Genomic DNA, 24,423 nt, shown 5'->3' on the forward strand with positions numbered 1-24,423 from the left:
TTATTATTGTTCTGATGCTAATAAAACAGCTTGAGTTAAAATTTTTGCTCCATAGTGCAGAGCCTCTAAATTAAATTTCATATGTGGATGATGTAATCCTGGGACTAGTCCACAACCTAAACCAACCATTGTCGCTGCAATTTGAGGATATTTATTTGTATAGAAGTGGAAATCCTCGCCTCCATTTGAAATGCATTCAGGCACTAGGTTGTCTACTCCGATAATTTCTTTAATTGCAGTTTCAGTCATTTTTATTGCTTGAGCGTTTTGAACCGCCGCTGGAACAAATTCTTCCATTACCCACGAAATCTTTGCTTTTGTTTCATCCATCGTTTCTTCAAAAACCTCGACTGCACAAGCATTTAATTGATTCATAATCTCATTTGTTTGAGCTCTTACATCAAGGGAGAACTTTACTGTTTCAGGTATCGTATTTGATGCTTCATTCTCTGTTTGAATTTGCGTCATTTTAATCGAGTGTGGAACGTCAGTATTTAAGTTTAATCGTTTTAATTTATATACAAGTTCAGCAGCTACTTCAATTGCATTAATACCATCCTGAGGTCGAGATGCATGTGCTTGAATGCCTTGAATTGTACCTTTAATCGTTTCAGCTGAACCATGTATGATGACAGGAGATGCTTTTTGGAAAGGAACTTCTCTTTCAGGTCTTAAATGTACTCCAAATAATGAAATGACATGATCTAATGCTCCATCATTCATCATTTGGAGTGCACCTTCACCTTTTTCTTCTGCTGGTTGAAAGATAAAGCGAATCGTATGTCTTGGCTTTATCTTACTGGCTGCCATGGCCAACGCTGTAAATAAAACCATCGTACTATGAGCATCATGACCACAAGAATGATTTGCGATTACAACACCGTCAACTTCTTGAACTAGCGCATCCATATCTGCTCTTAGAGCAACAACAGTATCTTCTTCACCCTTTATTTCAGCAATAAATCCAAAATGACTTTCAAACGTTTTAATTTCGATCCCTGCATTGATTAATCGTTCTTTTATATAATTAGCTGTTTGTTCTTCATGCCAACTCGGTTCAGCTAACATATGTAAATCTTGATACGTTTGTATTATTGCTTCCTTATTAACTTCTAGATAGGATTGTGGATTCATTAGCTCTTTCTCCTCGCTTAATTTCTACTCTATAAAGACTTCATATGTTGAATAGATTTTTTCTAATTTTTGTTGATACATTTGAATTCTCTTTTTATCCTTTTCATATAAACCAGCAATCACTAAATTTAACAGGCTCATTACTGAAGCGATTGAGTTTGATCCACTTTCTACATTTTCTTCTGTAGTGAGAATAATATCTGCAATTCTTCCAATCGGTGACAATAATCGATCAGTTACTGATATTAACTTAACTCCATTCTCTTTTGTACATTCGGCAATTGTTAATGTTTCCTTAGCATATCTTGGGAATGAAAATGCAATGACAACTGATTTATCCGTCAAATTGCAGAATTTTTCAAAAAAATCTCCCGCTGGAGAACAATACATTACATTACCTCTAATCGAACTTAATGTATTTGCAAACCAATACGCTGCAATATGAGATACACGATGTCCTACAATTAACACTTGATCAGAGCTAATTATTGCTTCTACCGCTTTTGATATTTCCTCAATATTGGAAGGTTGTAACAAATTTCTTAAAATATTTACTTCATTTTCGATAATTTTTGTATAAGTATGATGACCACTTATATCCTTAATTTCTTCTTTTTCATTCATATAATCTGCTTTATTTAAATGTAGAAATTCGTTTTGAACGCTTAACTGCATATCACTGAATCCTTCAAATTCGAGTGCATACGAAAGTCGAATAACAGTAGTCTCACTCACATCAGCTTTTCTGCCTATTTGATAAGCTGCTTTAAATGCACACTCCTCTAAATTTTCAATCATATAAGTAGCTACTTTTTTTTGCCCCGGAGATAATTGTGAAAACTTCTCTTTTACTAACAATTTAAAACTAGGTCGCTTCATATTTTTTTATCCTTCCACCAATGAAGTTTAAACTTCATTTTTTTAGAAAGTTGCAGTCAATACTTCTTTAACATATACATTATCATAACCGAAAAGCAGGGGCAAGAAAAAGTCGAGGTAAATGCTTACGAAAAAATTTTAAAAAAAATAGTAAAAAACTAACTGATTTGTCCCATAAATTTCTTGCATTCCCTTCTCTTCTTGCCCGTAAAATATTTGTAGTAATTAGTTAATTGCCCTTACAATTTACCTTAATTTGAATTAACTAAAATAGGACTACTATTCAAAATTTGAATCCGGTCGAAAGCCATAAAAGTGTATACAATAGTTTTCGTAAAAGGATATAAAAGTTATTTGTATACCCTAAACCCAAGGAGGGGAAAATTTGAAAGTTTTAATAATATGGCGTCTCTTAACAGTTGGTGGAGTTAATGCTGGCTGGAGGAATCGTTCAATTTACTTTAAAAAGTTTGGTATTCATACTGAGTTTCTATATACAACTGATCATGGTGGATTACACATAATGGAAGATATTGCACCTGTCTATTTAACAAAAGATGAAAACGAAATCATTGGGATCATTAAAAATAATGCCTATGATGCAATTATTGTAGTAGATACAGGAGCAGCATATAAATGGTTACAAAAAGCTAAATACAAAGGTCCAGTTATTGTAGAAGCACGAACGCCAGAGCTAATTAAACTTCAGCCACATTTAAAAAAATTCAGGTCAGTTGAACCTGTTTCAATTGTCGTACCATCGAATTATCAAAAAAGATTAGTCTCCATCTTAACAGATAATATCCCCATTAAAGTAATCTACAATGGTGTTGACACCACATTTTTCCATCCATTAGCTACAGATGAAATTTCATATGATGTTCAACCAATACTTCCAACTAACAAAAAAGTAGTGTGTTGGATTGGCAGAGTAGATAAACGTAAAAACTGGCCGATGTTAGTTGAGATTGCAAAGCGGATTAAAAGTGAACGATCAGATATTGAAATTTGGTTAATCGGAGGAGCTCAAAGTGTCCAACGAGAAGATTTTGCATTGACTTGGAAGGAGGAAGGTCTTACTGATATGATCAAATGGTTTCCGGTTATTCCATATCAACAAATGCCTCACGTCTATGCAAAAGTACTTCAATCAGGCGGTTGTACGATCGCTACAACAAAAGTTGAGTCTTTTGGCAATACATTTATCGAATCCATGGCATGTGGAGTTCCTGTTGTTGCCTCTAATATTATGCCTATTTCAGAAATCGTTCTCCAAGGTGAAACAGGTATGTTATTTCGGGGACATGATGTAAAAGATGCCGTAAAGATGATTTATCAAATAGTTGATAATCAAAAACTTCATCAGAAACTTTCAGAAAATGCCGTAAAGCATGTTGAACAAAATTTTGCGATTCAAAAAGTAGCCGATATTTATCGTGAGTATCTTTTAAAAATTGGTGAAATTAAAAATAGCGATGTGATCCAAAATGATTGAACCAGTTTCATATATAAAAAAACTTGAAGGAAAATCAAATGCTCATCTAATTACCTTTAGTGATGGTAGAGATTATGTTGTGAAATATTTTCGTTCTGGATTTGAGAAAACATTACCAAACGAATGGGTTGCTTACTGTATTGCTAGATTTTTAGATTTGCCTGTTCCATATGCCCAAATCGTTTCAATTCCTGAAGAATTTTCAAAAACAATACCGGATTTAGAACTAGATGAAATTCAACTATCAAAGTTTCAGTTTGCTTCTTTGTATGTCCCTGAAACTTTAAATGGTCACCAAGTTGGATTAGTTCCAAGTATTGTAAATAAAGACCAATTAGCTGGCATCATTTTATTTGACTATTGGTTGTGCAATGGAGACCGTACTAGAAAAAATATTTTACTACGCGAAGAAGCCCTAGATCAATTTAACCTTTGGATTATTGACCATGCTGAAGCATTTGGTTCTTACAGTTGGTTAGTTTCAGAGTTAGAAACTTTGCCTCAAAATATTATGAAAAGTTCCACTCATCAATTCATGTCCGAGTATATAGAAAGTGAAGAAAAATTTAATGAACAACTGCAGATCATCCAAAGATTCCCAGTCCTCCTATTAGAAGAAATTGTGGAATTAACCCCCGATGATTGGTTACTTTCAAAGGATGACAAAAAAGCAATTGTAGGCAGATTAGTAAATCGAAGAAAAAAAATTCTCCCATACCTAAAACATAAATTCGTAAAAACGATTTACCGTCCTTTACATGAACAAAATGAATAACGTGAAAAAACGACTTCAATTTTTTTAGAAGTCGTTTTTTTATTTTATTTAATGATGGACGGTTTACCAACTGGATAATATTCTATTTTCACGCAATCTCTTATTCTATCTTCCATAATACAGTTTCTTCCGTCAAAAATAATTGGATTCTTCATTTTAGTTAGTATGCTTGGTAAGTCAAGTTCTCTAAATTCTCTCCACTCGGTTACAATAAAAATTGCATCTGCATCCGTTACACATTCATTTATTGAACTAGCATACGTAATATTGCTACCTAGAATTTTTTTCGCGTTTTCAACTGCTACAGGGTCATATGCCATCACTTCTGCACCTAATTTTTTTAAAGAATTTACGATTTTAATAGATGGTGCTTCTCGCATATCGTCAGTATCTGGTTTAAATGATAGTCCTAAACATGCAATCTTTTTCCCTTCTAATTCACTAAATCTTTCAATTGCTTTCTTTACAAGCAATTCGTGTTGGAATTTATTAATCGAAATAATTTCATTTAAAAATCCAAATTCAACCCCATTTAACTGAGCTGTGTGCAATAATGCTTTAACATCCTTCGGGAAACAAGAACCGCCATAGCCAATCCCTGCATATAAAAATGCTTCACCGATTCGTTTATCTTTCCCCATTCCTTTTGCCACATCTTCAACATTTGCACCGACTGCTTCACATAGGTTTGCTATTTCATTTATATAACTTATTTTGCTAGCTAAAAATGCATTAGACGCATATTTAATCATCTCTGCACTTCGAATACTAGTAATTAAGATTGGTACATTTAATGGTTTATACATTTCTTCAACAATTCTAGCAGACTCTTGATTATTGCTACCTATAATAATTCGATCTGCTTCCATTGTATCTTTTATCGCTGAGCCTTGTCTAAGGAACTCAGGATTTGAAACGACGTCAACGACAATATCTTCGCTACAATTTTTTTGAATAATTTCCTTCACGATTTCATTCGTTCCAACTGGTACTGTACTTTTAATAGCAACAATTACATGCTTTTTAACATTTTTTGCGATATCAATTGCTGCACCTTCAAGATAAGTTAAATCTGCTGCTCCATCTTCCCCTTGAGGAGTACCTACTGCAACAACAATAACTTGAGCATCGTCTAACCCTTTTTCGTATGAGGTTGTGAAAAATAATTTTCCTAACTTTATATTTCTAGTTATTAATACTTCTATTCCTGGTTCATATATGGGAGATATACCGGCACTTAAATTATTGATTTTAAGTTCATTTATATCAATACAAGTAACTGTGTGACCTATCTCTGCTAAACAGACTCCTGTTGTTAAACCTACATAGCCCGTACCTAATATAGAAATTTTCAAGTTAATCCACTTCCTGATTATTTATATTTGAAGTGTCATCTGCTATGACCTCATTTAAAAAAGCAATCACTTCGTCTTTTATGTCTTCTCGGTTGATTGCAAAATCAATTGTAGCCATAATGAAGCCAATTTTGTTTCCAATATCGTATCGCTTACCTTCGAAATTATATGCTAATACTGGATGATGTTTATTTAATTCATTTATGGCATCAGTTAATTGCAATTCGCATCCTTGTCCAACCGATAGTGTTGATAAAATATCAAATATCTCTGGAGTAAGAATGTATCGTCCCATAATTGCATAGTTGGAAGGTGCATCTTCTAATTTTGGTTTTTCTACAAGACAATCAACTTGATATAAATTTGTATCATAAGTACTTTCTTTAGGTTTAATTATGCCATATTTACTCACTTCTTGATCAGAAACACCTTGAACAGCTATAACTGGGGCTTTATGTTTTTCGTATACATTAATAATTTGCTGAAGACAAGGTGTAGTGGACATAACGATGTCATCTCCTAGCAAAACAGCAAACGGTTCATTTCCTATAAAACTCTTAGCACATAATATTGCATCGCCTAATCCTTTTGGTTCCTTTTGACGCACATAAAAGATCTTCACCATATTGGATATTTTCTGCATCTCTTCCAATACTGTTAGCTTATTTTTTCGAGATAATGATTCTTCTAATTCATATGATTTATCAAAATGATCCTCAATCGCTCGCTTACCTCTACCACTAATAATAATGATTTCTTCAATTCCAGAAGCAACAGCTTCTTCAACAATATATTGAATAGTTGGTTTATCAACTATAGGTAACATTTCCTTTGGCAACGCTTTCGTTGCCGGCAAAAAACGAGTCCCGAGACCGGCAGCGGGAATAATAGCCTTGCGGATTTTCATTATACTTGCCTCCAAACTTTTGTTCATTCTACTTTATATGTAAATTAAGGAGGACTTGTCACCATATATACCTATTATGTTTAGAAAGATTATGCCTTAAAAACTAGCTTTTTTTGACTATACAACAGCATTAAGTAGGCCATCTAACAAAAGAAATAGCAATTAGTCTCTGAATTAGAATTATTTGTGCCAATATAATGATTTCCAGGGGAGTTTTGAAGTTAATAAGGCTGTTTGAACATAAATCAAATCACTTTCTACATTAATTAAGCAAGTACACAACTTGATCCGCAAAGTTCACAAAATGTTCTCCCGAAACGAATCCTTCAAGAAAAAAAACCTGTCTCAAAAGTATTTAAACTTATGAAACAGGGCTTTAATATTTAGACATTCTCCTCAAAACATGATCTAATAACGATTTCTATTTCTATATACTTCAGTGATGCTAGTAATTCTCTTTAGTTTATATGGTTCGGAATTAACTTTATTAGATGAGTTATTAGATAGATTATTAGATCTATTTTCTATTCTACTTCTATTTACATTATTTCCGACCGTATCAGTTACTTTTCTAATACGTCTCAGTACTCTTGGATTAGTATTAGCTATATACTCATCAGCTTTTACTATTCCTTTATCTCTAGGGATTGATTTTACCCGCTCGACTAAGGCTTCTTCCATTACTTTTGTTTCAGACTGAATTAGCGATTCTAATTCTTCTTCTTTCGTTCCAACAGTTGGTTCTTCAACTTCTATGATTTTTGGAGCCGGAAGTGCTGTTACTCCACTGATTTCTGCAGCTGGTTCTGCTACTTCTTCAGTAACAATGTCATTAGGCACAATAAACTGTTTATTTTGTACTGCAGATTTAAATAATGTTTGAGGTTCATATTGTAATAATTGTTCCGGCGAAATTGATGAAGCGTATTCTGTTCGGCCCCATACAGATAGAATTTCATCCGCTACACGACTCCATACATATTTAGAAACTGCAAGCTCTCTACCTTTAATTCCCATATTCTTCATTAACGATTTATTTGATAATATTTCTGTTATTTTGGTAGCGAATTCATTTGGATCTACTGGGTTTTCAACGATTAAACCATTCTCTCCTGGAATAATTACTTCAGGGTTTCCTCCTCTTGCAGTTGTTACAATAGGAAGACCTGCTGCCATCGCTTCATAGTGTACCCTTGCAAGTGGCTCTTGCCATAAAGAAGTACATACAAATAAATCAGCTACTGCAAACCAGTTTTGTATTTCAAAAGGCGATACAAATCCTGTTGTAATAATCGGTACATCTTGTTTTTTTGATATCGCACGAATATAGGCAACATAGTCCGTTACATTGTTTTGACTAAACCAATTGCTTCCTACGATGACTAAAGCTAAGTCTTTGAAGGTTTTTGAAAGTGTTGGTAATGCTCTAATTAAACGGTCTACACCTTTGTTTTCTGAAAGTCTACCCGCAAATAAAATAACCGTTTTATTTTCTAAACCAAACTCTTTTCTAAGCGTATTTCTCGTACTTACTATTCTTGAATCATTTCCAGGTAAGAAACGATCAGAATCAACACCTGAGTATATTGTTCTAATTTTATTTGAACTTTGAGGATATAGTTCACGAATTACATTTCCAACATAATCACTTACAGTAACAATACTAGAAACTTCTTCTAAAACTAAATTCGCTTCATCAACAGCAATTTTACCTATATTAAACATATCGTTGTGCATACTTAAAGTGATTTTTGCCTTTGGAGCTACTTTTCTAATAGGCAGGACAAGACGTGGTCTGTTAAAAATGTGGATTAAATCAAATTGCTTCCCTTCGATATATTGAACTACACCTTCACGATATAGCTCTAATACTTTCCCGGGGACACGTACATAATCCACACCATCAATCGTTTCCTCATCTGGTAATGACGGATCGTTTACTCCTAATATTGTTATATCATGAACTTTACTTAAATAAGGTAAACTACCTGCTATATAAGTCTGAATCGCACCACCTAATACTGGAGGTACTGGTAGGTTTTCTGTACAAACCATCAATATTCTCATCATTTTCCACTCCAGTCGTTGCGAATCTCATTTAATGTTGCCCATTTTGACTGTTCTAGGTCAACGATTGATTGAATTAATTGTTTAGTAGATTCACCTAAAAATAATTCTGGTTCATAAAGTACTTCTTTAATGTTTTTATAAAATTCATTTGGCATTGAAAAATCAATCATTAATACGTCATATAATTCTGGAGAGATTGGATTTGCTTCGTGATACGCGTTTATCATTTCTCTTACCCATGTAGCATCCCATCCAAATAAGTCAGACATAGTACCAGATATAAGTTTCCTTAAATCTCGAATTGGCAAATCATACGCAACGCCATCTAAATCAATAACCCACATTCCATTTGGTCCCATTTGGCCATTTGACCAACCGTAATCCTGGTGAACTAATCCCCAGCTAGCGTTTCCTTCATTTACCATATTAAAATAATTAGAAGCATTTAAGTCTTCCATGCTTTTTCTTGCTTGCTCTTGAAATATATCAACTACATTTAATAAATCTTGACTAGCAGGCATTTCTTCATAAGCTAAGGCAATTGTTCTGAACCAATTCATTTTGTTATATATTTTTTCATAACTTTTTGGCCATTTGTGTAGTCTTGATGCGACCTCTGCTTGAATCGGTGGTACATACCCTTTACTTAAACGATGAAACTCTCCAAGTGCGTGACAGAGTAGCTTAGCACCTTCTAAATCTTTAGAAACTGGCGCCAATTGTTCAATCCATTCTGCAACGAACCATAGCTTTCCACCTGCTTCTACAAATTCCTCGCCGTCTCTAGTTCGAACAATCCCTGGAACTCTAGCCTGTTGAACTTCAACCAGATACTTCTGAGCTCCTAAACTAAACATACTTCTAGTAGGTCTTCTGTGTAAAAGTTTAAAGCTTTTTGGTCCTTCGTTCGTTTCAATTTTCCAAATTGCTCCACCTTTGTCGGCTTTCGTAGTAATGACTTGCATGCTATTTACTTGAAGATCATAAAATTTAAGTACTTCAAGCCCAATTTTTTCAATATATTCAGGCACATAGAACTCATCGTGAATAAGCTCATCGACGATCCATGGCTCAATTATTATATTATTCAATTTCTCCCTCCTACTTTATAGAACCCATAAAAAAATTCACATTTCTATTTGAAGGAAATGTAATTACGAATTGCTTATATTTTTTATGCTCTAACTGAGTTAAGACCTATTGTAATAATATGATTTAGTACAAGTATTGTGAGGGTATATGTGTAGTCTATTTAAAAGATTTTCTCTCAAACTAGTTATATACATATTTCTCAATGCATTCGAACTTTGTCGTTTCTACCTACATATGATATTTCAACTATTGTTAGGTAAGGAGGTTTTTATCATTAATAAAGCTAACAAAAAACACATCCTGATTACTGGATGTGCTGGATTCATCGGATTCCATTTAAGTAAACGCCTATTAGAAGAAGGTTCACAAATCGTAGGCATTGATAATATAAATGATTACTATGACACACGTCTAAAATTTGATAGATTAGATTTTTTAAAACAATATGAAAACTTTCATTTTGTAAACGGCTCAATCGATAAAATGGATTTGTTAATGGAGCTCTTTGAACAAAATGATTTCGATCTAGTTATTAATCTAGCAGCACAAGCTGGCGTAAGATACAGCTTAGAAAATCCTGGGTCATATATCCAATCAAACCTCGTAGGTTTCGCCAATATATTAGAGTGCTGTAAGAACCATCAAATTAAACACCTCTTATATGCCTCTTCAAGCTCTGTATATGGCAATAATAAAAAAACTCCCTCTTCAATTAATGATCGAGTTGACCAGCCAATTAGCTTATATGCAGCTACTAAAAAATCGAATGAATTAATGGCACATTCTTATAGTCATACATTTAATCTACCTACAACAGGATTACGATTTTTTACTGTTTACGGCCCATGGGGTAGACCGGATATGGCTCTATTTAAATTTGCCAATTCAATCATTAGCGGACATCCAATAGCAGTATATAATTATGGAAATATGAAACGAGATTTTACTTATATCGATGATGTAATTGAATCGATCGTAAGAATCATTAAAAATGGACCGCCTACTGAATCTTCTTCTTACTACAAGCTTTACAATATTGGAAATCATAGCCCAGTAAACTTAAACTATTTTATTGAAACATTAGAAAAGCAACTTGGCACAAAAGCAAATATTCAATTAATGCCGATGGTACCAGGAGAAGTCCTTGAAACATATGCAGATATTGACCAGCTAGTTCATGATATTCAATATAGTCCATCTACTTCAATCGAAGAAGGCATCGCCAAATTCGTAGAATGGTTTAAAGTATATAAAAAGATAAACTAATAGCGTATATAATAAAAATAACCACAAGGATCGCAATTTCCTTGTGGTTTATTCGTATTTCACATAGGAAAATCCACCCGTTAGAGGTAATCTTTGGTTATGTCTAAGATTCTAGATACGATTTTAAATCGAGTTTAGTTAGATTCGAGCTTAAAGATAAAGCCACCAATGATTTATGAACTAAACTACTGTTTTATGCACGAAAATCAAACGTTTATGAAACAAAACTCAAGTTTTTATACACAAATGACTTTTCCAGCGTAAATATTGTATTAGTGCTCATCGCCTCCAATTCAATCAAAAAAAGAAATCTCAAAAGTACTAGTACTTTGAGATTTCCAAATAATAAATTATTGAATGCCTAATGCACTCTTAACTGTTTCTAAAGTTTGAGATTTGTATTTCTTCTTTGGTGTTGGTGCAAATTTAATTGTTGGATTTTGCATTAAGTAATTCTTTTCTACATAAGCCATATCCTTTGCATCAACTACACCATCGAAGTTAATATCCGCTGCACGTTTATTTGTTCCCCAATAAGTTTGGATATAAATTGCATCCATTACATCGATAACATCATCTTTATTTACATCCCCTGCAATAGCTGGATTTAATTTATAGTATAGATTTTGATTAACAACTTTTCCATCTTCATGGAAACCAATTGTAAAGTCTTTGTGTACTGTAAAGTGACCTGGGAAATCTAATTCTAACTCATATTGGTCATCTGTTAATGGTAAATTTTGAATTTGGAAAACAGATGATGATTCGATTTTCCCATTGTAAACTGTTCCATTAGAATTTGTTGCTTTTACTTTAACACCCAATTTTGAATAATCAATTCCTTGAGTTGCTGCTCCATTTGGATCTAAGAAAGCTTCGGCTCTTTTACTACCTCGGAAGATAGAAAAAGTTGGTTCTGTAAAGAAGATTCCAGGATTACCACTTGAAACTGCTTTTGTCGTATTATTCGTATCTGTGACATTAACACTTGTCATATAAGCTGGCCATATATCAGGTTGTGGTGAATATTCAGTACCCATTTTGAAAGCGATATCTGCTAGTTTTAAGTCACCATTTAAAGGAGCCACACCATCTTTTGTCGTAATGGTTACAGTTGCTTCATTTAAATTACCACTCCAAACTTTATCTTCGACCTTAACATTAACTTTATCTGATAAATTTGGAGTTGGAGTAATATTCATAGTTGCAATATCCGAGTAATGATAAAACTTATAAACAGCTTGTTTTACATCATTTGCTTTATTTAAATTCAATGTCGCATGAACGGTTTCACCCGTTTTCGCAATACGTTTTTCCGGTTGCATATAGCCGTATGTTACATCATCACGTACAACGAAAATATCTCTACCTTCTTTAAATGTCTTATTTGATGCTGCATCTAATGCGTAGAAACTAAGTAACATAGCTCTAGTTGCATTGGTAGGAACAGTAACAGAGAACGTGCCATCTGAATTTAAAGGTACATTTATTGCTCTTCCACCTAATTGATCTTGGTAATATAAAGTTGTACTTCCTTGATTAAAGTTCATGCCAAGTTTTTGCATTTCTTCGGTTTCTTTATCGTAAACAGAACCAGTAATCGTTACGCCAGCTTGTCCGTTTTTATATTCAAGTACATCAGGAGCATTAACTGTTATTTTAGGTGCTGTGTTATCAAAATAGAAATCTCCTTCTGATGTGAACTGTTTTCCAGCATCATTTGTACCAATAATTTTCAGCTTATAATACCCTGGTTTTGCTAAGTCTGTATCATAAGCGATTGGTTGATCTTCATCACCAGTGAACTTGTAGTAATATCCATTAAAGATTTTGGAAACGCCGTAAGTAATATTTTCGTCCATTCCTAAACCGTCCATTGTACCAATGAAACCAATATCTTTTCCTGTTTTTCCATCTTCTAGAACAACATCAAGAGTACGCATGTGTGATTTAATACTCATATATGCATTTGTATAAATCAACTGACCAGCATATGCTGAATCAAACACTTGAGTAAATGCTTGAGGACTCATCGCTACTGAACCCATTCCTTCTTCAACTGTTTTAATACCAAATGGTACTTGGAATGTCTCCTCAGGATTATCATGATTTGTATAAGTTACAAATCCTTCGTAAATTCCTAATTTCGCTGATTTCGGAACTGAGATTGCTACAGTTGATTTCTTTTTCGAGTTAGCTCCAACTTTAATTGACTTATCAGTAACAATCATTACCCCATTATCGTCAGCATCTAATGAACCACGACGATTTGCTTGGAAAGTTACTTTTACGTCATATGTTTTTGCTTGATTACTATTGTTATAGATGTTGAGCGAGCGTTGAGCACCTATATTTTGACCAGCAGGAGCAAATACGCCAAATGCAAGTGCACCTGTTAGATCTTTAACTGTTTTTAAATTACCTTTTTTATCAGTGATGCCATTTGTTTCATCTAATACTTCAATTCTAGTTTTTGAATGAATTGCTTCATATGGATCAACTTGTCCAGCACCAGTTTCAAACACGCTATAGTCTCCGTTTAAAGGATCAGCTGTGTTCATTAAAGTTTCTTTAATTTCAGCTGGTGATAAATTTGGATTCGCTTGTAGCATTAATGCTGCAACCCCAGCTACGTTAGGTGTTGCCATAGACGTACCTGATAAATTGTCATATGCATATTGATATTTTCCAATTTGATCTGCTCCGTGCATATAAGATGGTACTGTAGAGAAAACTGATACACCTGGAGCCGTTACTTCAGGCTTAATATCATAAGTGATTCGAGCGGGTCCACGAGAACTGAATGAAGCTAATTTACTTCCTTCATATGCTATTTTTCCCATTTCATCAAAAGAGAACGTTGAAGTAGTACCAAGTTTTGAAGTCATAGAAGTTGCTTGTTCATATGACATTGAAAACGTCGGAACTAAACCATAGCTTGCACCTAAGTATGCTGGAATAAATCCTTCTCCAGCAACATTGTTCATAATAATTACCGCTACAGCACCATGATTTTTAGCAAATTTAATTTTATCAACAAGTGCAACTGTTCCGCGGTTTACTAATGCAATTTTCCCATTTACATCAATTGATTTATAGTCAGCATCTGATCCAGTATTTGGTACTTTAACAATTTGTAAAGTTTTACCTTTTAAGCTGTCTACATTGTCTCCAAAGCCTTTACCTAATAATTTTAAATCTGTAGATACATCAGCTGTGCCGTGTAATGTTCCTTTAGACGTAGCAATTTCAGTCTTCGTGTCGTTTGCACCTACAGTAATTCCTAAAGCAGATGCTCCAGGTGCACCTAAAGTATACATTTGATCTCCAGAATTCCCCGCTGCTACAACTGCTGTGACCCCTGAAAGTACGGCATTATTTAATGCAAGACTTTCAATATTTAATGGGTCATTTGAATTACTACCTAACGATAAGTTGATAACATCCATTCCGTCAGATACAGACTTATCAATACCTGCTAAAACATTTGCAGTAGTACCAGAGCCATATTGTCCTAGCACACGATAAACATATAAATCAGCATCAGGTGCTACACCAGTTACAGCATAATCTGTATTATTTTTTCCACGTCCAGCGATAATCCCAGATACATGTGTACCGTGTTCTGTGTAATAAGTCGATCCACTAGTATTTGTTTCAGCAAGACCAGATTTTTTCCAATCGTCGTATGTTGTTTCCATTGGATCTGCATCATTATCTACAAAGTCCCAACCTTTTACAGAGCTTGGATTAATCGATTTTGGATTTACTCCAGATTGTGCACGGTAACCTTTATAAGCATCTGTTAGATCAGGATGGTTATAGTCAATTCCCGTATCAATTACCCCTACTTTGATTCCCTTTCCAGTTATACCTTCATCATGTAGTTTATTAACACCTGGAAACACTTCAGTTGCTACTTTCTTTGTATCCCCGGCACCTTCTGTAGCTTTTGGTGGCTCTACTTGAATCGTATTGTTTGGCCAAACAGCTTTAACAGCTTTCGATTTTAATAATGACTTTACTTTATTTGCAGGCAGTTCCATTGAAACTCCATTTAAAGTGCTTGTATATGTGCGTTTAATTTTATAAACGTTTTTATTCTCTTTTAAGTCATCTTTATAGATTGTTTGTAAATCATTTTTAAATGTTTCTTGAGCTTCTACTGCATTTTGCTCCGCATCGGATAGTGATAAGCTATTACCATTTGCAGCTTCTTCAATTACTGCAACTTTAGCGGGCTTGTCTTTTAATTCAACGATTACTGATAGATCTTTAGAACTTTCTAAATCTACTGAAGACGGTAATTGTAATCCATCTTTGCTAGTAACCTCTAATTTTTTTAAGGCTTGGCGCTGCTCTGGTGTAAGTTTAGACAGTACTTCTTCAATAGACGATTGTGCTGCAGCCTTTACTAAATTCGTATGATGTTTAACTGGAAATGAACTTAAAATAACACCAGTACTTAAAGTTAATATTGCTGTACTTTTAATCAAACGATTCATCTTTCTATTCTCTCCCCCAAATAAATTGTGTTCTCTTACTAATTCATTGTAAGGTGAGTTTATGGAATTTTACTCTTTTGAAAATTCTGTCAAATAAACATTTATTTTATCGAAAATTCAAAAAAAAGGGCCCGATTTACGGGCTCTTTGCATACATATTACTCATTTGACTTTTATCGTCACTTAACATATGAATATAATCCTCATTTAATTGGTCTGTTAAATGTTCTCTATAGTGCCAAATTGATAATAAGCATAATTTAAATTTTTCGATGATTCCTGCGTTCTTTACTTTTCTTGCAACATTGATTAATTCATTTAAGCCTTCTATATATTGCTTATTTTCACATTTTAATATTGATTGTGCATAGCAGAAGTCTAAATATAATTGTTGTTTATACAAATTAGAACTGTTTGCCATTTCATTAATCTCTTTATGATGTAACTTAATTACTATCGAAGCATCTTCTAATCTTCCTAATTTTACATAGGATTCTATAATTCTCGGAATACCTACATATAGATCATCCCTATTTTTAATCCAGTCATAGTATTCATCGACATAATGTAACTCACCGAAATCAAGTAAGGTAACATAACGATTACCTATTGCAGCCTCCGCAAAAAAATCATTTATGCTGCCATATTTACTAATTATTTTTAGCACTTCATCGATTGAATTACTTAGCCTATTTAAAGCAAAGCCCTGATATACTAACGCATAACCAAAATGCTTTTCATTTTTTGCCATTTTTTCTAAACGGCTTGCATAATGAAGTACCTTGTCCCATTGTTTTAACATATAGTAAGTTGCCGTAATCCATAAAATTGTTAGTTCTTGAAAATCATCTGGCATATAGCTCACATATTCTAGAACGTGGACAAGAGTAGCTGGTCCTTCTTCTGTTAATCGATTTAAATAGTACATTCTAAAATAGCTAATTGCGACTTCCTCTGCTGTTTGATCGGGCATATGATGAATAATGATTTCATATAAAGGCAACGCCTCTTTCTCTTTTCCTTCAGCAAATAACTTTTCAGCTATCTCAAATAAATTTTGTAAATTTTTTGTTCGAATTGTTTTAGATTTTTCCTCTAACATTTCTGATACGATAAAATTTAATTCTTTTTTAAATCCATTTATTGCACATTTATAAATGAATGCTACACTTCTTCGTTTATCTAAATATCGATTCTGATTAAAACATAATTGTGTATAGCTTGAGTAAAAATGACCTTCTGCCAAACCGAACGCGTCTGTAATTGCATCTAAATAATGTAAAGAAAGTGGCTTTTTATTATTAAATACTCTACTAATATCACTAATATGGATTCCAGAATATTTAGCTAAATCAGCTTTATTCCAATTTTTGTCATTCATTAATGTAAGAAAATCATATAGAAGTATCTGATTCATGAGCTTTCCTCTCCATACAAGGTAATAATCTTTCTGATTCATCGTCCCCACCATTTTGTCTAGTTAAAAAAAGGACAATTAGGTACAATCGCACGTGATCTATTAGGTTAATTATACTATTTTGTCATTTTTTTAAAACAGGAAATATTCAATTATTTAATTAAAGTTACTTAATTTTTACAAGTTATGATCAAGAAGGGATATATAAAACAGAAGGAATAGACTTTGAAATACCTCATGAAAGATAACTCTTCTTGCTTTTTCCATGCGTCACCGAATTCTTTTCCTATAATGGGAAATAATACCTTTATATTTTATAAAACTTTGTTAGGGATGATTAGATGCTCAAAAAGATTATTTCATTTATTCCTGAATATCCGATTTTTATCCAGGCCTTTGTTACTTTTATCGTTCCTGTAGGCTTATGGAGATTTTTTAAATGGGTTCATCTTATGGAGAAAGAGTGATTTAGATGAAACAGTGGAGATCCAAAATGAATCAGGAAAATAAGGTATCTCTAAATAATGACGCTCAAAATAATTATGAGAATTTGTCCTGTAATCTCCAAGAAAATTTAAGTTGGATTTTTAATGAGATTGGACATAATTCTGATGTAAAGTTTAGAGAATTTCTGTTGGGCGATACAAATATTCAACTAGCAATCATTTTTATTGATGGCTTATCTAATGCAGATTTAATTCAAAAGCATATTTTAGGCGAATTAATGACGGGACTCACTGCTGTTGTCACTGATCAAAAAAATAATGGGCAAGCTCTGAACATGAATGACATTAAAAGCTGTATTAAAGAGCGATCACTCACTGTTTGTACGATTGAAGGTGTTAGTACTTTTAAAAAATTAAAATCAGATATTTTATTTGGTTCAATAGCCTTGTTAATAGATGGCATTTCTGAATGCTTTTTAATAGGGGAAGCATTAACAAAATCAAGAGATATAAAGGAACCTGATTCAGAAGCACTTGTTCGTGGTCCAAGGCTTGGCTTTGTTGAAAATTTAGCAGATAACACTGCCATGTTAAGACGTTCTGGCAAAAATCCAGATTTAACAATGATCGGATTCGAGATTGGTGAAGTTTCAAAAAAAGAATTAGTTATAGCTTATATTTCAAATATTGCGGATTCAAAACTAATCGAAGAAGTCAAAAAAAGAATTAAAAGAATTGAAATTGATAGCGTTCCAGATTCCGGCTATATTGAACAATTGATAGAAGATAATTACTTAAGTCCTTTCCCTCAGATTCAAAGTACCGAGCGCCCTGATCGAGTTATGAGTGCTTTAATGGAAGGTCGAGTTGCTATTATATTAGATGGATCCCCATTCGCACTAATTGCTCCTGTTACTTTTCAGATGTTACTACAATCGCCTGAGGATTATTATGAGAGATGGTTCGCTGCTACTTTAGTACGATTATTACGATATTTTTCATGTTTTATTGCTTTATTTGCTCCATCCTTATACATTGCTTTTATTTCATTTCATCAAGGCTTAATCCCAACAAAGCTAGTATTTCATATAGCAGCAACTAGAGGTGGGGTACCATTTCCTCCATTAATTGAAGCATTAATAATGGAAATCTCTATCGAAGTATTAAGGGAAGCCGGACTTCGTTTACCAAAGCCAATTGGGCAATCTTTAGGAATTGTTGGCGGGTTAATTATTGGCCAGGCTGCAGTTGAAGCAGGTATTGTAAGTACAATCATGGTTATTGTAGTTGCAGTAACAGCAATTTCCTCTTTTACACTTCCGCAATACAATGTAGGAATTGCACTACGTATGCTTCGTTTTATTTCTATGATTTTTGCCAGTATATTTGGATTATATGGAGTCGTTTTATTTTTCCTTTTACTATGTAGTCATTTAGTTAAACTTAAAAGCTTCGGGGTCCCTTATCTAAGTCCTGCTGCTCCATTAAGATTTAGCGACTGGAAAGATTTTATCGTAAGAGCCCCATCATTTATGATGAAAAATAGACCCAAAAGCTTGCAGACAAAAAGAACAAGAAGAATGAAATAGCATAAGAAAAGAGGAGTAAAAAGTTATGAATTCAGAGCCTATTGATCGTATATCAACGAATCAAACTGTGATGCTTATGGTCAACTTTATTTTTGGTGCGGGTATTTTAATCTTACCAAGGACGATTACGGATAAAGTAAAAACTCCTGATGGTTGGATCTCTGTTGTCATATCCGGTTTATTAATTTTACTCTTAGTTTTCTTACTAGTTATGCTATGTAAACAATATCCGAACGAAACATACTTTCAATTTACTCAAAAAATAATTAGTAAATGGTTAGGTGTTCCATTAGGTATCATTATCATTATATATTATACTTGCCTTTCAGCTATAGAGGTTCGGGTAATGTCAGAAACAACTAGATTATTCTTACTACAAGGCACTCCTTCTTGGGCTATTTTAATTCCATTCTTGTGGATCGGATTATATATAGTTCTTGGGGGAATCAACCCAATTGCTAGAATGTTAGAACTCATTTTTCCGATCACTGTATTTTTCTTTTTATTAGTTATTTTTTTAGGAATCGGAATCATTGACTTAGACAACTTACGTCCTGTTCTTGGTAATGGGATTAAGCCTGTCCTTAATGGACTTAAAACAACTTCACTATCATTTTCAGGTTTTGAAGTGATTTTATTTATCTTTGTGTTTATGAAGGATAAAAAGAAAATAACAAAAGCAATTGTCTATGGAATAAGTATACCATTTGTTTTTTATTCGATTACAGTTGTTGCTGTAGTCGGGGCATTCAGTGTAGATGGTGTTTTATTGCAAACTTGGCCCGTACTTACTTATATTCGCAGCTACGATATACAAGGTCTAATTGTAGAAAGATTTGACTCATTACTTCTAGTTATCTGGATTATGCAAATTTTTGCCACTTATATTATTTCATTCTATATTGGCTCTCTTGGTATGGCTCAAATTTTTAATAAAAAAAATATGAAACCTTTTATGTTCGGTACATTACCATTTATTTACATTATCGCAATGATTCCAAAGGATATAAATGATACTTTAATAATGGCTGATGCAATCGGAAATACTGCATTTTATTTATATGGTATTATCCCTCTTCTCCTACTAGTGATTTCATTTGTGAGGAAAAAATTTAATGAAAAAATGTAGGTTAAAACGAATATTTATAAGTTCAATTATTAATATAATTCTCCTAATATTATTATCGGGTTGCTGGAGTAGTAAACCAATTGAGGATTTAAACATTATAGTAGGCTCCGCTATAGATAAAGATGACAACGGTAAATTAAGATCGACTTTACAATATGTTGTTCCTGAGGCAATGACCACAAAATCTGGTGGAGTTAATCCAACAAAACCTTATATAAATGTGGTCGGAGAAGGCATTTCGTTAGAACCCTCTGGATGGGAAACAACGCTAAGTAGAGATGGGTACATTTTTGGAGCGCATCAAAAATGTGTTGTAATTAGTGAAGAACTTGCTAGAGAAATAAACCTACGTGAACTTACTGACCTTTATTTTCGAGATATTGATATTCGTGGGAGTACTCTAATTTTTATAGCAAAAGGCAAAGCCAAAGAAACACTGGAAACGCATGAATCAAATGTGATTCCTTCATTACGAATCGTTGAAATTGCTAACGAATCATCAACTTCAGAAATCGTCAGTAAAACACCTTTAATTAAAATTGGTGGATTAATGAACTCTGGGTCTAGTTTCCTTCTCCAATTATTAGAAACAACTGATAAAGGTGCTAAGTTTTCAGGAGGGGCAATTTTCAACGGTAAGAAAAATAAAATGATTGGTACTCTTAATACACAAGAAGTAGAAGGAATTAATTGGATCACTGCACAAGGCAAAGGTGGAGCGGTAAAGGCATTCACTAAAAAATCTGATGGACCAACATGGTTTCAAATTGAATTGATGAAAAGTAAAGTTACACCTCATATTAAAGGTAACAAAATAACTTTTGACGTGAAAATTGAATCAGAAGGTAGAATTGCGGAATATTGGAATCCTAAATTAAGACCTGTATTTGAAGAGAAAAATGTAAAAAAAATTGAAAAAGCAACCGAAAAAGAAGTAACAAACATTGTAGACAATGTAACTAAAAAGCTACAAACTGAATATAAAACAGATGTAGCCGGATTCGGAAACCAAGTAAGAATACACTACCCTAAAAAGTGGAAAAAAATGAGTGGAAATTGGGATGAACTATTTAGTAAAGCTAAAATAAATTACGATGTTAATATTACAATAAGAGATTATGGTATGATTGGAAAGAAAAAAAACAAATAAATATGCTCCTTTAAATTAAAATCTACCCTATCGAGTAGACACTAAAAAGTGAACTCTATAGGGTAATTTTGTTTATAATTAGAAAAATGTGATTGTTATTCAAGAAGACTTTTGGAAAGAAAATTATTTTTAGAGGAAATGAACGGTCGTCTAGTGGGAAAGAAGATAAACAAAAATTGAGTTTAATATTTTCATAGATTGAGCGAATATAATCTTTAACGTTCAATAAATCTTGTTGAGAAATTTTGTATACCTCTTTTACTTCTTTGACCATATAAATCACTCTTTTCTATTCGGTTTATTATTTTTATTATATCATTACATATTTATCCTCCAATTAGGTGAATTTACGTTCTGAATAAATTTACATTTCATAAACAACCTTTTTAGTGATAAATTTAGACTAGTAAGTCCATCAAAAGATTTTAAACAAGTCAAATAGTGCTTGCCAATAAAAATAAAGCTCGAATCCACATTCTAAAGGGATTCGAGCTTTTTAATTATAAAATCAAGTTTTTTCGTTTAATCATTAAGTACTTCTTTTGATTGTGTAAAGAATGTATATATTACTCTTTCTTTACTTAATTCTAATGCAACGTTCTTTTTTATCAATGAAACTGAACTAGCTTCAACACAATCTGTTTCTTTATTTTCATAATACGCTAAAAATGTTTCATAAAATAAATGAGGAAACATTAATTCGGCTTTAAGCAACTTAAACAACATACATGTTAATGGATTGATCTCTTGATATGATTTGATTATTTTCTTCATTAAACTTAAATTCCAAGTTTTTTCGTTTTTCATTGCCATAAATAAAATTCTTCTAATATCATTTATCGGTAATTCGATTTTTACTTTACTAATATTTAAGAAATATAAATTACCATCTTCTCCAATTGAAAAATTTTTATTTTCTATATTTTGACAACTCAATGATTTCATACTAGCTGTCGCTTCTGCTTCTTTCGCATGATAATATTTATCTATTAATGCGATAGATTTCTCACATTGTATTAATATTGTATTAATATTTTTAAAAAACAGCTTATCGATTTCAGTTGGATTTTTAACTTTAGTGCGTTCTTCTTTCCATTTCGTTAATGTTAAATATTTATTTTTTAGATCTTTTTGCCAATCTGATTGAACTAACGGTAATTGTTCATTTGTTATTTCAATTCCTCTTGATGCCTTATGAAAAGTAGCAATTCCACTTATCATCATAATAAGATCGTCTTCATTCTCCAAGTTTGGAAGCCTGCCAGTAACTGCTTCAAACACCATATAATATTCACCATTCATCCTTACAAAACCGTCACCTAATTTTGTAGTTAATATTTCTGGTGTGTATACTCCATTATCTCTTAGTAACTCAATTGCATATATCATAAAATCAATATATTCTTTATCAATTTCAACTTTCTTCAATAACACTTCACCAAAATTTGTATCAAAAGGACACTCAGCTTTTAGATCACCAATGAATTCTAAGGATCTTTGATTAACTTCTAGTGGGTAATTTAAAATTACTTTTTTTACTATATCACTAAAAAAAGCGTCCAAAAAAATACCTCCCAAATAATACTTATCCACTTTTTAATTTATGAATATGTACAAGTTTAGAGACGGCTAATCTACTAAGAGATTACTATTTAAAAGTTTATAATTATAAATTCCGATTCAATTCCAATTTATTCATTTTCAGCTTCAAAAAATTTCAGTAATTCATTCTTTATATTTTACTTTCACTTAACCTGTTTAAATACTACATTCTTTTAGAAATTGTTTTAATTAGAATCAATTTTGGTTAGATTTTTATAATAAAAAGCCTCTAAAAAAAAGAGGCAAAACCTATTCCCCTTTCATTGTGAGTAATCAAACTTCATTTTCCACATACTACTCATCAAAGGAGGGTTATTATGAAGGAAATCTTTATTTTTATTTTGTTATCATTCTTAAGTTTTTTGGTGATCTACATGTTTACCTTATTACAAGGATTTGACTTACATTATTTAATGTTAGCATTTTCATATAACAAAGTAGGGATCTTAAAACTCGATAAAGTATTAATGTGTTATTTTCTAATATATTTTGGTGTTACGCTGTTTGTTAAACTACGAAAACGATAATTTTTTTTGAATTTTTAACGTTATGAATAAAATCATCGGTAAAATAATTTGGAAAGGAATATGCAAATATTTAGGAACTAAATCAAGTCCAATATGTACATGCTGAGCATATGAAACCGTTGTTAGTACACTTAAGAATAATATGATAATTCCTATTAAAAATGTAATTAGCCAGTTTTCTTTTAATTGAAATAATAGCATCGTTCCTTCTACTGCTCCAAAAAATAATATTGAGATTTTAATAAAACCTAAAATAACGAATACTACTACAGCTAATGACTCTAATCTTGTAAAAAAGTCTCCAATATTTATTAAAGAAACACTTGATAATACTGGATAAGTTGAAGCTTTAAAAATAATCTCTCCTAAATTTGCTATGTGAATAATGGCAGAAAAGGCCAGGAATATGCCTGCATAAATCATACCCAAGGAACCAATTTTCTTGGCTTTATTTGGATGTTCAAAATGATGCATTATTAATAAAAATACGACTGATTCACCAAAAGGAAAAGTTACAGTTGTTGGAAAGACAGACTTTAAAACTGGTTTCCAACCGTGATCAAGAATTGGTTTTAAATGAGATAAAGAAAAAAACTTAGTTAATATTTGTGTAACAATTAATATGAATACGAAAAAACCACATAAAAGAAAACAAATCCAAACTGTTCTTGCAAAACTTGTAAAGCCCTTCATTACTGTGTAAACCATAAGAAACATCATTAATATCGATATCGTAAATAAACTTGTATTTTCCAACGCAATAATTAGGATTAGCTCAGCAAAATCTCTCAAGACCCGTGAAGCAATATATATACAATAAACGATATATAATAAACCGATTAATCCTCCTACATATTTCCCCCATGCTTTTTGTAAACAATTAATCAAAGGAATTGAAGGGTTATTTGTATAGATTTCCATATACAAACTAAAGAGTATTAGTCCTATTAATAAACTAATTAATATGGCAATCCAGGAATCCCTACCTGCATCTTTTGCGGGATCCATCGCAACTGCACTTCCTAACAGATAAATTGATATTAAGCTAAAAAATTGTTCAGAATTAAACTTCATATTTAGCATGA

16 protein-coding genes are annotated in these 24,423 nt (G+C 32.6%); 6 read left to right on the top strand and 10 right to left on the bottom strand.

Translation table 11 applies throughout. From position 1 onward, the window contains the following. Positions 1–3: 3 nt before the first annotated feature. Together ACFCYN_RS08785 and ACFCYN_RS08790 are read right to left on the bottom strand one after the other, a co-directional pair. On the bottom strand, positions 4–1,134 hold the full coding sequence (locus tag ACFCYN_RS08785) for an amidohydrolase (RefSeq protein WP_172445439.1): 1,131 nt from the start codon (positions 1,132–1,134) through the stop codon (positions 4–6). Between the two features lie 24 nt (positions 1,135–1,158). Further along, positions 1,159–2,013: a MurR/RpiR family transcriptional regulator gene (locus tag ACFCYN_RS08790; RefSeq protein WP_172445440.1), complete on the bottom strand. Its 855-nt coding sequence runs from the start codon at positions 2,011–2,013 to the stop codon at positions 1,159–1,161. Positions 2,014–2,398: 385 nt separating this feature from the next. Here ACFCYN_RS08790 and ACFCYN_RS08795 point away from each other — a divergent pair, with 385 nt between their 5' ends. Together ACFCYN_RS08795 and ACFCYN_RS08800 are read left to right on the top strand one after the other, a co-directional pair. Further along, entirely contained in the window at positions 2,399–3,508 is a 1,110-nt protein-coding gene (locus ACFCYN_RS08795; protein ID WP_172445441.1) for a glycosyltransferase family 4 protein, read from the top strand. Further along, positions 3,501–4,283 (top strand): HipA family kinase, encoded by a 783-nt coding sequence (locus ACFCYN_RS08800; protein WP_172445442.1) that lies wholly within the window; start codon positions 3,501–3,503, stop codon positions 4,281–4,283. The genes ACFCYN_RS08795 and ACFCYN_RS08800 overlap by 8 nt, the downstream gene beginning before the upstream one ends. 44 nt (positions 4,284–4,327) lie before the next feature. Here ACFCYN_RS08800 and ACFCYN_RS08805 read toward each other — a convergent pair whose 3' ends face one another. The 4 genes from ACFCYN_RS08805 to ACFCYN_RS08820 form a co-directional block, all read right to left on the bottom strand. Continuing rightward, complete coding sequence (locus tag ACFCYN_RS08805; protein WP_375948774.1) at positions 4,328–5,638, bottom strand: UDP-glucose dehydrogenase family protein; 1,311 nt, start codon at positions 5,636–5,638, stop codon at positions 4,328–4,330. A gap of 1 nt (position 5,639) precedes the next feature. Then, a complete protein-coding gene (gene galU / locus ACFCYN_RS08810) occupies positions 5,640–6,545 on the bottom strand; it encodes a UTP--glucose-1-phosphate uridylyltransferase GalU (RefSeq protein ID WP_375948776.1) in 906 nt (301 codons plus the stop codon). Between the two features lie 408 nt (positions 6,546–6,953). Next, positions 6,954–8,612: a glycosyltransferase family 4 protein gene (locus ACFCYN_RS08815; protein ID WP_375948831.1), complete on the bottom strand. Its 1,659-nt coding sequence runs from the start codon at positions 8,610–8,612 to the stop codon at positions 6,954–6,956. Beyond that, positions 8,612–9,706 (bottom strand): CotS family spore coat protein, encoded by a 1,095-nt coding sequence (locus ACFCYN_RS08820; RefSeq protein ID WP_172445444.1) that lies wholly within the window; start codon positions 9,704–9,706, stop codon positions 8,612–8,614. The genes ACFCYN_RS08815 and ACFCYN_RS08820 overlap by 1 nt, the downstream gene beginning before the upstream one ends. A gap of 250 nt (positions 9,707–9,956) precedes the next feature. On the opposite strand from ACFCYN_RS08820, the gene ACFCYN_RS08825 reads away from it, so the two are divergent. Further along, on the top strand, positions 9,957–10,973 hold the full coding sequence (locus tag ACFCYN_RS08825) for an NAD-dependent epimerase/dehydratase family protein (protein WP_375948779.1): 1,017 nt from the start codon (positions 9,957–9,959) through the stop codon (positions 10,971–10,973). Positions 10,974–11,323: 350 nt separating this feature from the next. Here ACFCYN_RS08825 and ACFCYN_RS08830 read toward each other — a convergent pair whose 3' ends face one another. Further along, positions 11,324–15,478 (bottom strand): S8 family serine peptidase, encoded by a 4,155-nt coding sequence (locus ACFCYN_RS08830; RefSeq protein ID WP_375948781.1) that lies wholly within the window; start codon positions 15,476–15,478, stop codon positions 11,324–11,326. A 136-nt stretch (positions 15,479–15,614) separates the two neighbouring features. After that, the gene (locus tag ACFCYN_RS08835) at positions 15,615–16,895 is read right to left on the bottom strand and encodes a helix-turn-helix domain-containing protein (protein ID WP_172445447.1); all 1,281 of its coding nucleotides are present in this window, start codon (positions 16,893–16,895) and stop codon (positions 15,615–15,617) included. A gap of 472 nt (positions 16,896–17,367) precedes the next feature. Between ACFCYN_RS08835 and ACFCYN_RS08840 the strand changes: the two genes are divergently transcribed. The 3 genes from ACFCYN_RS08840 to ACFCYN_RS08850 are packed head-to-tail and all read left to right on the top strand — an operon-like array spanning position 17,368 to position 21,209. Continuing rightward, a complete protein-coding gene (locus ACFCYN_RS08840) occupies positions 17,368–18,930 on the top strand; it encodes a spore germination protein (RefSeq protein ID WP_172445448.1) in 1,563 nt (520 codons plus the stop codon). 25 nt (positions 18,931–18,955) lie between these two features. After that, complete coding sequence (locus ACFCYN_RS08845; protein WP_172445449.1) at positions 18,956–20,059, top strand: GerAB/ArcD/ProY family transporter; 1,104 nt, start codon at positions 18,956–18,958, stop codon at positions 20,057–20,059. After that, positions 20,046–21,209: a Ger(x)C family spore germination protein gene (locus ACFCYN_RS08850; RefSeq protein ID WP_375948783.1), complete on the top strand. Its 1,164-nt coding sequence runs from the start codon at positions 20,046–20,048 to the stop codon at positions 21,207–21,209. Before ACFCYN_RS08845 ends, ACFCYN_RS08850 begins: the two co-directional genes overlap by 14 nt. Positions 21,210–21,731: 522 nt before the next feature. On the opposite strand, the gene ACFCYN_RS08855 is transcribed toward ACFCYN_RS08850, so the two are convergent. After that, positions 21,732–22,772 (bottom strand): CotS family spore coat protein, encoded by a 1,041-nt coding sequence (locus ACFCYN_RS08855; protein ID WP_375948785.1) that lies wholly within the window; start codon positions 22,770–22,772, stop codon positions 21,732–21,734. 551 nt (positions 22,773–23,323) lie between these two features. Then, positions 23,324–24,421, bottom strand: coding sequence for a GerAB/ArcD/ProY family transporter (locus tag ACFCYN_RS08860; protein ID WP_375948787.1), 1,098 nt, complete (start codon positions 24,419–24,421; stop codon positions 23,324–23,326). Positions 24,422–24,423 lie beyond the last annotated feature (2 nt).

Source organism: Gottfriedia sp. NPDC056225 (assembly GCF_042267765.1).
Classification (GTDB): Bacteria; Bacillota; Bacilli; order Bacillales; family Bacillaceae_G; genus Gottfriedia.